Genomic DNA, 14781 nt, shown 5'->3' with positions numbered 1-14781 from the left:
CGGGAAACCGTCGAGCAGGTACGTCCTCGTCCTGGGCACCGCAAAACCGGCACGGCAAGGCGTGGCGCGCCGGTCAGAAAGACAGGCGTGTCGATAGGCTGCAATGACGACGATGAAGTCGACTTCACAGGCTTTTCAGTGTCGATGAGAAGGACGTCGGGACATGACCGGGACCGGTCATGATCGGGATGCCGCTGCTCGCTGTTCGGCGAGACAACGGCACAAAGGAATGCGCGTTATCTTGCCGAGAATCCGCCGGTTACAAGGACCGGCCGACAACTGTCACTCGAACAAGTACCCACTGTGGGTCTCCGCTATTGATGAAAACGCGCGAAGCTTACGCCCCGATATCTGGAGAGTAAACCCGGAAAAGGAAGTGTGTCGGGGAATGTGTCGGGTGTTCAGGAAGGGTTCAGGATTGCCCCCGAGATCGCCGAGATCGTTCCCACGCTCTGCGTGGGAATGCAGCCGGGGACGCTCTGCGCCCCATTGGAACGCGGAGCGTCCCTTGAGGCATTCCCACGCAGAGCGTGGGAACGATCAGTGTGGAGGCTGAAAGGATACTTAGCTGGCAGTCGCCAGCAACAGATCCGCCATCGAACGGCTGTGCCCACGGTTCTTGCCATGCTCATACAGCGAGCCGGCAATCTCGTCCGCACGGATCGGCAGGATCGACAACAGCGTATCGCTCAGACCATGGCTGGCCTGGCAGAAGCCCTGCATGTACAGGCCGGCCTTGCAGCGCTCGTCGGTGATCAGCTTGTAGTTGCGATCGACTTCGAAGTCGCCCAGGTACTCTTCCAGCGGCGCGAGCAGTTTGCGGTGCATCTGACGCTCGTAACCGGTGGCCAGCACGACCGCGTCGTAGACACGCACGGTGACTTCGCCGGTGGCGTTGTTGCGCACAGTCAGTTCGATACCGCGTTCGGTGGCGGTGGCTTGCTCGACGGTGGTCAGGGTACGGAACGCATGACGGGCAACACCGGAGACCTTCTGGCGGTAGAAGATGCCGTAGATGCGTTCGATCAGGTCGATGTCGACCACCGAGTAGTTGGTGTTGTGGTACTCGTTGACCAGACGCTCACGCTCGCTGCTCTTCTGCTGGAAGATCAGATCAGTGAATTCCGGCGAGAACACTTCGTTGACGAACGGGCTGTCGTCCGCCGGTTTCAGGGCCGAGCCGCGCAGGATCATGTCGACCTGCACCGACGGGAACGAATCGTTCAGATCGATAAAGGCTTCCGCCGCGCTCTGCCCGCCACCGATGATCGCGATGCTCATCGGCTGATTGTTCACGCACGGCTGCTTGGCCATTTCCGCCAGGTACTGCGAGTGGTGGAACACCCGACCGTCGCCCTTCAGCGCCTTGAACGCCTCGGGGATGCGTGGCGTGCCGCCGGCGCTGACCACAACGGAACGCGCGGTGCGCACGAACTGCTGGCCGTCCGTACCACGGGAAATCACCCGCAGCGCTTCAACCTGATGGTTGTGCAGCACCGGCTCGATGGTCAGCACTTCTTCGCCATAGCGGCTCTGCTCGGTGAACTGCGCGGCCACCCAGCGCAGGTAGTCGTTGTACTCCATGCGGCACGGGTAGAAGGTCCCGAGGTTGATGAAGTCCACCAGACGGCCGTGGTGCTTGAGGTAGTTGACGAACGAATACGGGCTGGTCGGGTTGCGCAGGGTCACCAGATCCTTGAGGAAGGAAATCTGCAGCTCGCTCTGGGTCGACAGGGTATTGCCGTGCCAGCTGTAGTTGGGTTGCTTGTCGAGAAACAGCACATCCAGCTCGCCCTGGATCGGGCCGCGCTCTTGCAGAGCGATGGCCAGCGCCAGGTTCGAAGGGCCGAAACCGACGCCGATCAGGTCGTGAACGATGGGCGATGCAATTGCCTGTGTCATTTCCAGTGTCCTCTGGATGAACCCCCGAACAGCGCGGAGGAAGAGCTTGGGTGACCGGCCGGCCCGGAGCAGGACAGCAGATCGTCTGTTGAGTAGGAACGAGGACAGTGAAATGAAATTTAACGACGACGGCTCAATGGGCATCCCATTGCTTGATGCGCACGCGGCAATGTTTCATGGCGTTGACGATGTGCTTTTCCACCAGAGCCTTGGAAATGCCAAGGCGCTCGGCGATCTCGGGGTGCGACAGGCCTTCGATCTTGCGCAACAGAAAGCTCTCGCGGCACAGCGGTGAAAGCTCGGCCAGCGCACGCTGCAACATCTCCAGACGTTGACCATGATCGAGGGTGCTGTGGGGAGACGGGGTGAAATAGCGCTCTTCGCTGTCGAGCACTTCCAGCGACTCGACCTGACGCAGGGCATTGCGCCGGTGGTCGTCGATCACCAGGTTCAGCGCGGTGCGATAAAGGAAGGCCCGGGGTTGTTCGATCGGCGTATCGCTGGAACGCTCCAGGACCCGCACATAAGCGTCATGCACCACATCTTCGGCCACCTGACGGTTGCCGAGCTTGGCGTTCAGGAAACACACCAGCTCTCGATAGTAGTTTTCCAACATGACTCCCGGCCGCCTGAATGCGGGTTCTGTCCTTGAGCACACCGTTCTGCTGAGCCGCACAAGGCAGTAGCAAGATAGTGGCAACTTGAGGCGCGTAATTTATAGTAATTCTCATATAGATTTAAAGTGGTGTTTGTCGTTGCCCGACAAATAGTGTCCGGGCTATACCTACAGATTGCTGTAACAACCTGTGTCGCCGCTTAAATTCCCCTCCGCTTTCATCGTTTACAGGACAGCTCCCCGTGTCTGTCGCGCCCTGCGGCAGCGTTCAACGGTGCCCGATCCTGCGCACTCTTCTGAATGACGGGCCGATTTCCACTGGCCGGAACCCTGCATGAAACGTCCCCGCCGCGCCCGACGCGCCCTGCTCGTAGTCCTTTGTCTGATCCCTGTTGTCGCCTACGCCGCCTGGCAGATCCTGCCTCCCGGACGGGACAAGTTCGCCACCGTGCAAGTGACCCGCGGCGATATCGAAAGCAGCGTCACCGCGCTGGGCACCCTGCAACCACGGCGTTATGTGGACGTCGGCGCCCAGGCGTCGGGGCAGATCCGCAAGATTCATGTGGAAGTCGGCGACGTGGTCAAGGAAGGTCAACTGCTGGTGGAAATCGATCCGTCCACCCAGAAAGCCAAACTCGACGCCGGACGTTTCTCCATCGAAAACCTCAAGGCCCAGTTGCAGGAACAGAAAGCCCAGCACGAGCTCGCGCAGCAGAAATACCAGCGTCAGCAGAACCTGGCCGCTGGCGGCGCCACCCGCGAAGAAGACGTGCAGACCGCCCGCGCCGAACTGAAAGCCACCCAGGCGCGCATCGACATGTTCCAGGCCCAGATCCGTCAGGCCGAAGCCAGCCTGCGCAGCGATCAGGCCGAACTCGGCTACACCCGCATTTATGCGCCGATGGCCGGCACCGTGGTTGCCCTCGATGCCCGCGAAGGCCAGACCCTCAACGCCCAACAACAGACACCGCTGATCCTGCGGATCGCCAAGCTGTCGCCGATGACCGTGTGGGCGGAAATTTCCGAAGCCGACATCGGCCACGTCAAACCGGGCATGACCGCCTATTTCACCACCCTCAGCGGCGGCCATCGACGCTGGACCAGCACCGTGCGGCAAATCCTGCCGGTACCGCCCAAACCCCTGGATCAGACCAGCCAGGGCGGCGGCAGTCCTGCCAGTTCCAGCAAAAGCGGCAGCGCGCGCGTGGTGCTCTATACCGTGCTGCTGGATGTCGACAACGCCGACAACGCACTGATGGCGGAAATGACCACCCAGGTATTCTTCGTCGCCAGCCAGGCCAAAGACGTTCTCACTGCACCGGTTGCCGCCCTGCAAGGCACAGCCACCGCGAACCGGCAGACCGCGCAGGTGATGGCCGCCAATGGCGACATCCAGTCCCGCGAAGTGCACACCGGCATCAGCGACCGCTTGAAAGTCCAGGTGCTGGAAGGCTTGAACGAAGGCGATCACCTGTTGATCGGCCCGGCCGACGGCAGCGGTGGCTAAATGCAGACGCCCTTGATCGACCTGCGGGACATCCGCAAATCCTACGGCGGTGGCGACGCCCCTGAAGTGCATGTGTTGCGCGGGATCGACCTGTCGATCCACGCCGGGGAATTCGTGGCGATTGTCGGCGCGTCCGGCTCCGGCAAATCGACGCTGATGAACATCCTCGGCTGCCTCGACCGGCCCACCTGCGGCGAATACCGTTTCGCCGGGGAAAACGTCGCCGACCTCGACACCGACGAGTTGGCCTGGCTGCGGCGTGAAGCCTTCGGTTTCGTGTTTCAGGGCTATCACCTGATTCCGTCCGGCTCGGCCCAGGAAAACGTCGAGATGCCGGCGATCTACGCCGGCACTCCCGCCGCCGAACGCCACGCCCGCGCTGCCGCCCTGCTCGACCGCCTCGGCCTGGCCTCGCGCACCGGCAACCGCCCCCATCAATTGTCAGGCGGTCAGCAGCAGCGGGTGTCGATCGCCCGGGCACTGATGAACGGCGGCCACATCATCCTCGCCGACGAACCCACCGGCGCCCTCGACAGCCACAGCGGCAAAGAAGTCATGGCGTTGCTTGACGAGCTGGCGAGCCAGGGCCACGTGGTGATCCTGATCACCCACGACCGCGAAGTCGCAGCGCGGGCCAAGCGCATTATCGAGATCCGCGACGGCCTGATCATCAGCGACAGCGCCCAGGACAGTCCCGACGCCCGGACTACAGCCAGCCCCGGCGCCCTGCAAGCGGTCGACCTGCGCAAACGCCTGACAGAGGGCGCACAAGCCTCGGGGGCCTGGAAAGGCGAATTGGTGGACGCTCTGCACGCCGCATGGCGGGTGATGTGGATCAATCGCTTCCGCACCGCGCTGACCCTGCTCGGGATCATCATCGGCGTCGCTTCGGTGGTGGTCATGCTCGCAGTGGGCGAAGGCAGCAAGCGTCAGGTCATGGCGCAGATGGGCGCTTTCGGTTCGAACATCATTTACCTCAGCGGCTCGGCACCCAATCCGCGCACACCGCCCGGCATCATCACCCTCGATGACGTGGCGGCGCTGGCCAGCCTGCCGCAGGTCAAACGGATCATGCCGGTCAACGGCGCGGAGGCTGGTGTGCGGTTTGGCAACGCCGACCACATGAGTTACGTCGGCGGCAACGACACCAACTTCCCGGCGATCTTCAACTGGCCGGTGGTCGAGGGCAGCTACTTCACCGATGCCGACGAGCGCAACGCCAGCGCGGTGGCGGTGATCGGCAAGAAGGTTCGCGACAAACTGCTCAAGGATGTGCTCAACCCCATCGGCCAATACATCCTGATCGAGAACGTGCCGTTCCAGGTGGTCGGCGTGCTCCAGGAAAAAGGCGCCAGCTCCGGCGATCAGGACAGCGACGACCGCATCGCCATCCCCTACTCCGCTGCCAGCGTGCGGCTGTTCGGCACGCGCAATCCGGAATACGTCGCCATCGCCGCGGCGGATGCACGCAAGGTCAAGGAAGCCGAACACGCCATCGAGCAATTGATGCTGCGCCTGCACAACGGCAAAAAGGATTTCGAACTGACCAACAACGCCGCCATGATCCAGGCCGAAGCGCGCACGCAAAATACCCTGTCGCTGATGCTCGGCTCGATTGCGGCGATTTCGCTGCTGGTCGGCGGGATTGGCGTGATGAACATCATGCTCATGACCGTGCGCGAACGCACCCGCGAGATCGGCATTCGCATGGCCACCGGCGCTCGCCAGCGCGACATTCTGCGGCAGTTCCTCACCGAAGCGGTGATGCTCTCGGTGGTCGGCGGGATCACCGGGATTGGCTTGGCGCTGATCGTCGGCGGCGTGCTGATCCTCAGCGACGTTGCCGTCGCCTTCTCGTTGCTGGCGGTGCTCGGCGCTTTTGGCTGCGCCCTTGTCACCGGCGTTGTCTTCGGCTTCATGCCGGCCCGCAAAGCTGCCCGGCTCGACCCGGTCACGGCCCTTACCAGTGAATGATCGATCTATGAAACCGCGCCTCAGTTTATTGACCGTGTGCCTGTTGCTCAGCGCCTGCGGCAGTCCCGCCCAGCGTCCCGACAGCGGGTTGCAACCGCCCGCCAACTGGCAATCGCCCCACGGCGCCAGCGTCGACCGCATCAATGCGCAATGGTGGAAACAATTCGGCAGCCAGGAACTTGATCGTCTGATCGAACAGGCTCGCGCCGGCAGTTTCGACCTCGCCGCCGCCATGGCCCGGGTACGCCAGGCCCGGGCCGGCACCGTGATCGCCGGCGGCTCACAACTGCCTGAAGTGCAGGCCAGGCTCAATGCCAATCGGCAGAAACTGTTGCGCGGCAATGGCTACAGCCAACTGGACGCCGACAGCAGCAACAAGGCCGTGGATTACTTCGACGCCAATCTGAATGCCAGTTACGAAATCGACTTCTGGGGTGGCAAACAGGCCTTGCGCGACAGTGCGCAATTCGCCTTGCAGGCCAGCGAGTTCGACCGTGCCACGGTGGAGTTGACCTTGTTCGGCAGTGTCGCCGACACCTATGCGCAAACCTTGTCGCTGCGCGAGCAGAGCCGCATTGCCGAACTCAATCTGACCAACGCGCAAAACGTTTTGAAACTGGTGCAAACGCGTTTTGACTCAGGCTCGGCAACCGCCCTGGAACTGGCTCAGCAGAAAAGCCTGGTAGCCGCCCAGCTACGGCAATTGCCGCGGGTGCAGCAACAGGCCCGGGACGCTTCAATCAGCCTTGCAGCCCTGCTGGGCCGCCCGGTTCAGGAACTTGCGCTGAACCGGGAATCGTTCGATCAACTGCATTGGCCGGAAATCGCCGCGGGCGTGCCAAGCGATCTGCTCAATCGCCGCCCGGACATCGCCCGCGCCGAAGCACAACTGGCCGCCGCCAAGGCCGACGTCAAAGTCGCCCGCGCCGCGATGCTGCCCACTGTCACTTTGAGTGCCAGTATCGGCTCGGGGGCCGACCAGTTCCGCGACGTTCTGCGCAGCCCCTTCTATAACCTGACCGCCGGACTCATCGGGCCGGTCTTCAATAACGGTCGTCTCGGCGCAGAGCGCGACAAGGCCACTGCACGTCAGGATGAACTGCTGCAGAACTATCGCGGCGCGATCATCAACGGCTTCGCCGATGTCGAAAAAGCCTTGAACAGCATTCGCGGCCTCGATGAACAACGGCAATGGCAAAGCGAGGAACTGCGGCAAGCGCAGACGGCGTTCGACATCGCCCAGAGTCGCTACCAGGCCGGCGCAGAGGACTTGCTGACGGTACTGGAAACCCAGCGCACGCTCTATGCCGCGCAGGACTTGAATGTGCAGTTGCGATTGTCGCGAATGCAGGCAAGCATCGCGTTGTACAAGGCGTTGGGCGGCGGCTGGCAGACACTGGCATCACGCTGACCTGCGAATGCAATCGCCAGCAGGCCGAAGCCCACAACATTCATCGATGCAACTGAATGCGTGGGCGTCGACCTGCCGGCGAGTGCAGTGAAGAGCGTCTCAGACCGGCGTCTGTCTGGGCTTCAGATGACGCGCATACCATGGACGCCGCGGCACCTTGCGGAACAACGACGACAACACCTTCTCGTCGTCACTGAAGGTGATGCGCAGGGCCAGCTTCATGGTTTCCGGATCCATCTCCACTGACTTGCCAGGCTGCAGGCCCGGCACCGTGCTGCAGCCGTGAGTGATCGGCCCGAGCCACGGATCGGCGACTTCTACCCAGCGTCCCGGTGCAAACCACGGCACACCATTGACCTGCAAGCGACTGACCTCGCCCGGATGAAAGCGTTCGTGCGCGCGGAACCAGTCCTCCAGGCGATCATCGATCCAGCCATGGAACGCCCAGAACACCGGGCTCACATGAGAGGAGAACGGATCACCCAGGAAATCGTTTTCAGCGGCGTACCAGCGCGCGGAAAAATCGGCCGGATCACGCGCAAACGGCACCGGTTGCCCGTTGGAAGGATCGCGCGGCACGGACGCCCAGCGCATGTGCAGCCAGTCGTGCAGCCCCAGTTCAACTTCCGAGCCAAACTGTCCCAGGGTCAGCTTGGCCAGGTAGCGCGGGTCACGGTAGCGCGATTCCCACACCAGGAAATTACTGTGATACGTCTCGGCCGTCTTGATGTCGCTGACCCATTGCGAATATTCGTCATCGTCCTCGGCCAGCCAGGTCGGCGGCAGCGAAGTGCCGTCGTGGTTGTCGAAGTAGGCGGCGAAACCCTGGCGATCGCGGATCAACTCCGGCTGCGGCAGCGGAAAATGCTGCCACGACGGCAGATCCTGCATTGAACGCGCCGTGCCCAGCATGTGGCGGTGCATGAAGAAAAAATCGATCCCCGAACCATTGCGATCCTTGCGCGGGCCACGGGCGTCGCGCTCCTTGTCACGCGGGCCGGGCTGCCAGCCGATACCGCGCAGGGCGCCGCGTTTTTCCTCGCTCAAGGTATGCCACTTGTCGCGGCTGGCGTGCCAGAGCTGATGGAACAAGCGGTGCTCGGGAGAGATCAGCCAGGCCAGCAACGTCGGGTTCAACCCTGTGCGTTCGCGGGCCTCGGGGAACACACGCTTGACGGCAATGAAACGATGGTCCTGCGCCGGCAGCATCAAGGGTCGATCAAGGTTGAGGACGCGCCCGCTGAGGCTGCCGCTGCCGGCGTTGCCGAAACCGCCCCAGACTTCATCCAGCGCCATGTTGAATTCGTAGTCCGGTGCACCGTCGGCCGCCGATGTGCTGACCAGACGCCAACTCAATTGCGAGGCTTTGACGTCGGCGAGGTCCGCGAGAATTCGATAGCGCGGCGCCTGTGACGAGCGCAAACGCTCGGCCGTGTCGAGAAAACCGGTCACGCCGCGCCCTTTGTGGGCAACATCGAGAAACACTTCCAGACCGTCTCCGGGCAAACCCGCGATACCGGCGTCATGGCCCTCGAAACGAATCTGCCAGACACCGCGCAACGCATCCGCCAGGCGCTGCCCGGCAACATCCGCGATATCGAACGACGCCTCACCCGGGGTGATCGTCGGATCCGGCTTCGTCCATTCACGATGCCCAAAATACGCTGCAGGCACAGCGGCGCCGGTCAATGCCAGGCCCGCCATGAACCATCGTCGAGAAATCTTCATTGCCCTACCTGTGTCAGCCATGAAGCAGGCTTTATCCAAGCTAGAACGTTTGTTGCAGAGGGAAATTTATGGCGTCCCGGAAAGATCGCAGCCTTGGGCAGTGCCTGCCTCAAGCTGTGTTCTTTCGCGCCAGACCTAAATTACCCGGCTGCTCAGTCGTTCCACCCAGATAGCAAAGGCCCTTGCGCCTGCACCTCGACGGCGAACCTGACTGAGATGGCAATGACAAAACCACGTTCGAAAAAGGCTCTTTACATCGGCCTGCCGCTGGCCCTGGCGATCAGTGCTGCCGCAGGCTTTGCGGTCTGGGAACACTGGTTCAAGGACAATCCCGGTTACCCGGTCAAAGTCATGCAGCAAGCCGATGCGCTGCAGGATCGCATCCTCTCTTTCGACAGCCACATCACCGTGCCGCTGGATTTCGGCACGGCCGGCAACGAAGCCGACAAGGATGGCAGCGGCCAGTTCGATCTGGTGAAAACCGCCCGCGGACGCCTGTCCGGGGCCGCCCTGACGATCTTCGGCTGGCCGGAAATCTGGAACGGCGCCAACGCGCCACACCGTCCGACTGCCGGGTTTGTCGAAGAAGCACGCTTGGAACAGGAAACCCGCTACAAGATCATCAGCACCCTGGTGCGCGATTTCCCCAATCAGGTTGCCATCGCCTACACCCCGGACGATTTCCGCCGCCTGCATGGCGAAGGCAAGTTTGCGATTTTCATGAGCATGCTCAACGCCTATCCACTGGGCAATGATCTGAACGCCCTGGACAAGTGGGCCGCACGCGGCATGCGCATGTTCGGCTTCAGTTACGTGGGCAACAACGACTGGGCCGATTCTTCACGACCACTGCCGTTTTTCAATGACACCCGCGATGCGCTTGGCGGTCTGTCGGACATTGGCAAGCAAGCCGTGCATCGCCTCAACGATCTGGGCGTCATCATCGATGTCTCGCAGATGTCGACCAAGGCACTGGAACAGGTCGCACAGCTGAGTCGGGCACCGATCGTAGCCTCCCATTCGGCACCGCGGGCGCTGGTGGATATCCCGCGCAATATCAGCGACCAGGAAATGCAACTGATCAAGAACAGCGGCGGCGTGGTGCAGATCGTCGGTTTCCCGACTTACTTGCGCCCGTTGAGCCAGGCGACCCAGGACAAGCTCAACGCATTGCGGGCCAGGTTTGACCTGCAGCCGTTGCAGGGCCTGGAGATGGCACTGATGCCGGGCGACCCGATCATCACCGTGTGGCCGGAACAACGCTTTGGCGAGTACGCCGGCCAGCTCTACGCAATCGTCGACGAAGAGCCCAAAGCCAACCTCAAGGATTTCGGCGACGCCATTGATTACGCCGTGAAGAAAATCGGTATCGACCATGTCGGGATCAGTTCCGACTTCAACGACGGCGGCGGCCTGGACGGCTGGAAGGACGTCAGCGAAGCGCGCAACGTAACCGCCGAGTTGATCTCCCGTGGTTACAGCGAGGCCGACATTGCCAAATTGTGGGGCGGCAACTTCCTGCGGGTCTGGGAACAGGTACAAAAATCCTCCAAACCTGTCGTCAACCGCTGACACCTCTCGAACAAGCGATCAGAACTCATGACCAACCGTCGTTCTTTCCTCAAGCAGGCCGGCATCCTTGCCGCCGGCCTGCCCCTGGGCGCTGCCATCAACCTGCCGGCCCGCGCCGCCAACCCACAACCGCTCGCCGGGAACAAATGGGACCGATTGCGCCAGCTGTTCGATCAGGATCCGGATTACCTGCATTTCGCCAACTTCCTCGTGACATCCCATCCGCGCCCGGTACGCGAAGCCATCGAACGCTATCGAGTGACCCTCGACCGCAATCCCGGACGAGCGATGGACTGGGATCTGGGTGAAACCGAAAAACGCGAGCAAGCCGTGCGCGAATGGGCCGGTCGTTACCTCAAGGCCAAGCCCGAACAGATCGCCCTCACCGGCAGCACCACCGAAGGTCTGGCGCTGATCTATGGCGGCATCCATGTGCGTGCCGATCAGGAAATTCTCACCACCGAACACGAGCACTACTCAACCCACTACACGCTGGGTTATCGCCAACAGAAAGATGGCGTAAAGGTGCGCAAACTGAAGTTGTTCGACAGCAGCGCAAAGGCGTCCGTCGACGAAATACTGACCCGTATCGACCAGGGCATTCGCCCCGAAACCCGCGTACTGGGCATGACCTGGGTGCAATCGGGCAGCGGCGTGAAACTGCCGATCGGCGAGATCGGCAAACTGGTGGACCGGCACAATCGCCAGCGAGAGGAAAAGGATCGCATCCTGTACGTCGTCGACGGCGTGCATGGTTTCGGTGTCGACGACCTCGACTTCCCCGACATGCACTGCGACTTCTTTATCGCCGGCACCCACAAGTGGATGTTCGGCCCCCGCGGCACCGGGATCATTTGCGCACGCTCCAGCGAACTCAAGGACGTCACCCCGACCATCCCGACCTTCTCTGAAGCCACCACGTTCTCGACCATCATGACCCCCGGCGGGTATCACAGTTTCGAACACCGCTGGGCGCTGGACGAAGCGTTCAAGCTGCATTTGTCGCTGGGCAAGCGCGAGGTGCAAACGCGCATTCACGAACTCAACACCTACGCCAAGAACCGCTTGCTGGAACACCGCTCGATTGAACTGGTGACACCCCGCAGCACCGATCTGTCCGCCGGTTTCACCTTCTTCCGGATCAAGGATCGCGACTGCGATCAGGTCGCCGCCCGGCTCATGCAAAACCGCGTGGTGTGTGACGCAGTGGAACGCGACGTCGGCCCGGTGATCCGCATTGCGCCCGGCCTGCTGAACAGCGAAAACGACATTGAGCGTTTCATGGCCGTACTCGACAAACAGTTGTGACACTCCGCTTTCCTTTAAACGAGATGACTCATGAAACGTGATCTGTTGACCCCTGCCCACGGCGCCAGCGCGCTCAAGGCACTGGCCCTCGCCGCCCTCATGACCGGTCTGCTGCCGAGCGCCGCGCAGGCCGCGACACCGCCTGCCGCAGGCAAAGTATTCAAGGACTGCAAAGACTGCCCGGAAATGGTCGTACTGCCGGCCGGCACCTTCACCATGGGCACGCCGGAGGATGAGGTGGGCCGCGAACCCGACGAGGGCCCGATGCATGAAGTGACCTTCGCCAAACCCTTCGCCATGAGCCGCTTCCAGATCACCGCGGGTGAATGGGACAGCTACATTCGCGAGAGCGGTGCGGTGATCGCCAACGGCGACACGCGCCCTGGTCGCGAGTGCATCGCAAGCAAACCGCGCTACCCGCAAACCCCGCGTCAGCCGGCCGTGTGCATGGATTTCCAGGACATCAAGAACTACGTCGCCTGGCTGTCGAAAAAAACCGGGCAGAAATACAACATGCTTAGCGAAGCCCAGCGCGAATACGGTGCCCGGGCAGGATCCAAAGGACCGTTCCCCTTCCCGTTCGACGAGGGCAAGGGCTACAGCATCGCCAAACACGCCAACACCTACGGCCCGGCGGACGGGTACAGCTTCAGCTCGCCGGTGGGCAGCTACCCGGCCAATGCCTTTGGCCTGTACGACATGCACGGCAATGTCTATGAGTGGGTCGAAGACTGCTATCACCCGGACTACAACGGTGCGCCAACCGATGGCAGCGCGTGGCTTGAACCCAACTGCGAGACCCTGCGCATTCGCGGCAATGACTGGGGTGAAGCGCCGGTATTCTCCCGCTCGGGCAACCGCAACGACATCGATCCGAAAACCCGTGGCGACTGGATCGGTTTCCGTGTCGTGCGTGAGTTGTAATCGGCAGTAACGCTTCTCCCCCTCCCCCGGTCGCCGCCAGTCGGCGACCGTCTAAATTACGCACCTGATCAGACGTTCTACTGGGTATCTGCCTTACGACCCAAGGAACTGTCCTGTCATGACCCAGCCTACGCGCGGTGCAATTCATGAATTGTTCACCCTACTCAAACCTTTTCGGCTCGTCGTCGCACTGTCGGTCATTCTGGGTATGGTCGGTGGCCTGAGTGTCACGGTCCTGCTGGCCACCATCAATAATGCGCTGCACTCCGAATCCGGTCTGACCCAAGGCGTAGTCGCGCTGTTCGGCGGCCTGTGCGTGCTGGCACTGCTCAGCTCGATCTGTTCCGACATCGGCACCAACTATGTCGGCCAGCACATCATCGCCACCCTGCGCAAACAGCTGGGCGAGAAAGTGCTGTCGGCACCGATCGAGCAGATTGAACGCTATCGCAGCCATCGCCTGATTCCGGTGCTGACGCATGACGTTGACACCATCAGCGACTTCGCCTTCGCCTTCGCCCCCCTGGCCATCTCGCTGACCGTCACCCTCGGTTGCATGGGCTACCTGGCGATGCTGTCGTGGCCAATGTTCCTGATCATGGTCGTGGCGATCCTGATCGGCACTGGCATCCAGTACTTCGCCCAGGGGCGCGGGATCAAGGGCTTCTTCGCCGCCCGTGACGCTGAAGACGAACTGCAAAAGCACTACAACGCGATTGCCGAAGGCGCCAAGGAACTGCGCATTCATCGCCCGCGCCGCCAGCGCATGTTCAACAGCGGCATCAAGGGCACTGCCGATTTCATCTGCAAGACCCAGATCAAATCGATCAACACGTTCGTGATTGCCAAGAGTTTCGGCTCGATGCTGTTCTTTGTGGTCATCGGTCTGGCGCTGGCCCTGCAATCGTTCTGGCCCAGCGCTGACAAAACCGTGATGAGCGGTTTTGTTCTGGTGCTGCTGTACATGAAAGGTCCGCTGGAACACCTGGTCGGCACCTTGCCGGTGGTCAGCCGCGCGCAGATCGCCTTCCGCCGCATCGCTGAACTGTCGGCGCAATTCTCCTCGCCCGAGCCGCATCTGCTGCTCAGCGATCAGGGCCAGAAAGCCGAGCCGGTGCAGAGCCTGGAACTCAAAGACGTGCGCTACGCCTTCCCGGCCGTGGGCGAGGCCAAGCCGTTCACGCTGGGGCCGGTGAATCTGAAGATCGAACAAGGCGACATCGTCTTCATCGTCGGCGAGAACGGCTGCGGCAAGACCACCCTGATCAAACTGCTGCTGGGTCTGTATCCGCCGCAGCAGGGAGAAATCCGCCTCAACGGCGAATGCGTGACCGCCCTCACCCGCGATGATTACCGCCAGTTGTTCACCACGGTCTTTGCCGACTACTACCTGTTCGATGACCTGGTGCAAGGCGATACGCACATTCCCGACGATGCCAACAAATACCTGCAACGCCTGGAAATCGCCCACAAGGTCAGTGTGCAGGACGGCAGCTTCACCACCACTGACCTGTCCACCGGGCAGCGCAAGCGTCTGGCGCTGGTCAATGCGTGGCTGGAGGAGCGCCCGGTGCTGGTGTTCGACGAATGGGCCGCGGATCAGGACCCGACCTTCCGCCGGATCTTCTACACCGAGCTGCTGCCCGACCTCAAACGACTGGGCAAGACCATCATCGTGATCTCCCACGATGACCGTTATTTCGATGTCGCCGACCAGTTGGTGCGCATGGATGCCGGCAAAGTCAAAACCGCGCTCAACCCGGCCTGATACGCCAACCGCTCAGGGATGAGCTGATCCCGCTTTCGCGCGATAGCAGAGTTCTTCGCGGGTCGCGGGAT

Annotated in this window: 10 protein-coding genes; 7 read left to right on the top strand and 3 right to left on the bottom strand. The window is 61.7% G+C overall.

What is annotated here, in order from left to right:
• Positions 1-564: 564 nt before the first annotated feature.
• Positions 565-1902 (bottom strand): lysine N(6)-hydroxylase/L-ornithine N(5)-oxygenase family protein, encoded by a 1338-nt coding sequence (locus tag AC1MDC_RS18000; RefSeq protein ID WP_085700179.1) that lies wholly within the window; start codon positions 1900-1902, stop codon positions 565-567.
• A gap of 133 nt (positions 1903-2035) precedes the next feature.
• Positions 2036-2518: a sigma-70 family RNA polymerase sigma factor gene (locus AC1MDC_RS17995; RefSeq protein WP_085700180.1), complete on the bottom strand. Its 483-nt coding sequence runs from the start codon at positions 2516-2518 to the stop codon at positions 2036-2038.
• Between the two features lie 334 nt (positions 2519-2852).
• On the opposite strand from AC1MDC_RS17995, the gene AC1MDC_RS17990 reads away from it, so the two are divergent.
• The 3 genes from AC1MDC_RS17990 to AC1MDC_RS17980 are packed head-to-tail and all read left to right on the top strand — an operon-like array spanning position 2853 to position 7410.
• On the top strand, positions 2853-4025 hold the full coding sequence (locus AC1MDC_RS17990) for an efflux RND transporter periplasmic adaptor subunit (protein WP_480393437.1): 1173 nt from the start codon (positions 2853-2855) through the stop codon (positions 4023-4025).
• Entirely contained in the window at positions 4026-5999 is a 1974-nt protein-coding gene (locus AC1MDC_RS17985) for a MacB family efflux pump subunit (protein ID WP_085703514.1), read from the top strand.
• A gap of 7 nt (positions 6000-6006) precedes the next feature.
• Positions 6007-7410 (top strand): efflux transporter outer membrane subunit, encoded by a 1404-nt coding sequence (locus AC1MDC_RS17980; RefSeq protein ID WP_227235059.1) that lies wholly within the window; start codon positions 6007-6009, stop codon positions 7408-7410.
• Between the two features lie 99 nt (positions 7411-7509).
• Here AC1MDC_RS17980 and pvdP read toward each other — a convergent pair whose 3' ends face one another.
• Complete coding sequence (gene pvdP / locus AC1MDC_RS17975) at positions 7510-9138, bottom strand: pyoverdine maturation tyrosinase PvdP (RefSeq protein ID WP_480393436.1); 1629 nt, start codon at positions 9136-9138, stop codon at positions 7510-7512.
• A gap of 222 nt (positions 9139-9360) precedes the next feature.
• Here pvdP and pvdM point away from each other — a divergent pair, with 222 nt between their 5' ends.
• From pvdM to AC1MDC_RS17955, 4 genes are all read left to right on the top strand, one after another.
• Positions 9361-10710 (top strand): pyoverdine-tailoring dipeptidase-like protein PvdM, encoded by a 1350-nt coding sequence (gene pvdM / locus AC1MDC_RS17970; protein ID WP_480393435.1) that lies wholly within the window; start codon positions 9361-9363, stop codon positions 10708-10710.
• 27 nt (positions 10711-10737) lie between these two features.
• Entirely contained in the window at positions 10738-12018 is a 1281-nt protein-coding gene (pvdN, locus tag AC1MDC_RS17965; RefSeq protein ID WP_085703515.1) for a pyoverdine-tailoring periplasmic protein PvdN, read from the top strand.
• Between the two features lie 30 nt (positions 12019-12048).
• Positions 12049-12942: a dihydropyoverdine dehydrogenase gene (gene pvdO / locus AC1MDC_RS17960; RefSeq protein WP_480393434.1), complete on the top strand. Its 894-nt coding sequence runs from the start codon at positions 12049-12051 to the stop codon at positions 12940-12942.
• 118 nt (positions 12943-13060) lie between these two features.
• Positions 13061-14710 (top strand): cyclic peptide export ABC transporter, encoded by a 1650-nt coding sequence (locus AC1MDC_RS17955; protein WP_480393433.1) that lies wholly within the window; start codon positions 13061-13063, stop codon positions 14708-14710.
• The last annotated feature ends 71 nt before the right edge of the window (positions 14711-14781 follow it).

It is taken from the genome of Pseudomonas sp. 1 (assembly GCF_056626735.1).
This window is presented reverse-complemented; position numbering and strand designations above follow the sequence as displayed.

Excerpts from the sequence above, each read along its gene's own strand:
- AC1MDC_RS18000 (WP_085700179.1), bottom strand. The coding sequence starts at position 1,902 with ATGACACAGGCAATTGCATCGCCCATCGTTCACGACCTGATCGGCGTC.
- pvdN (WP_085703515.1), top strand. The coding sequence starts at position 10,738 with ATGACCAACCGTCGTTCTTTCCTCAAGCAGGCCGGCATCCTTGCCGCC.
- AC1MDC_RS17990 (WP_480393437.1), top strand. The coding sequence starts at position 2,853 with ATGAAACGTCCCCGCCGCGCCCGACGCGCCCTGCTCGTAGTCCTTTGT.
- AC1MDC_RS17985 (WP_085703514.1), top strand. The coding sequence starts at position 4,026 with ATGCAGACGCCCTTGATCGACCTGCGGGACATCCGCAAATCCTACGGC.
- AC1MDC_RS17955 (WP_480393433.1), top strand. The coding sequence starts at position 13,061 with ATGACCCAGCCTACGCGCGGTGCAATTCATGAATTGTTCACCCTACTC.
- pvdP (WP_480393436.1), bottom strand. The coding sequence starts at position 9,138 with ATGAAGATTTCTCGACGATGGTTCATGGCGGGCCTGGCATTGACCGGC.
- pvdM (WP_480393435.1), top strand. The coding sequence starts at position 9,361 with ATGACAAAACCACGTTCGAAAAAGGCTCTTTACATCGGCCTGCCGCTG.
- AC1MDC_RS17980 (WP_227235059.1), top strand. The coding sequence starts at position 6,007 with ATGAAACCGCGCCTCAGTTTATTGACCGTGTGCCTGTTGCTCAGCGCC.
- AC1MDC_RS17995 (WP_085700180.1), bottom strand. The coding sequence starts at position 2,518 with ATGTTGGAAAACTACTATCGAGAGCTGGTGTGTTTCCTGAACGCCAAG.
- pvdO (WP_480393434.1), top strand. The coding sequence starts at position 12,049 with ATGAAACGTGATCTGTTGACCCCTGCCCACGGCGCCAGCGCGCTCAAG.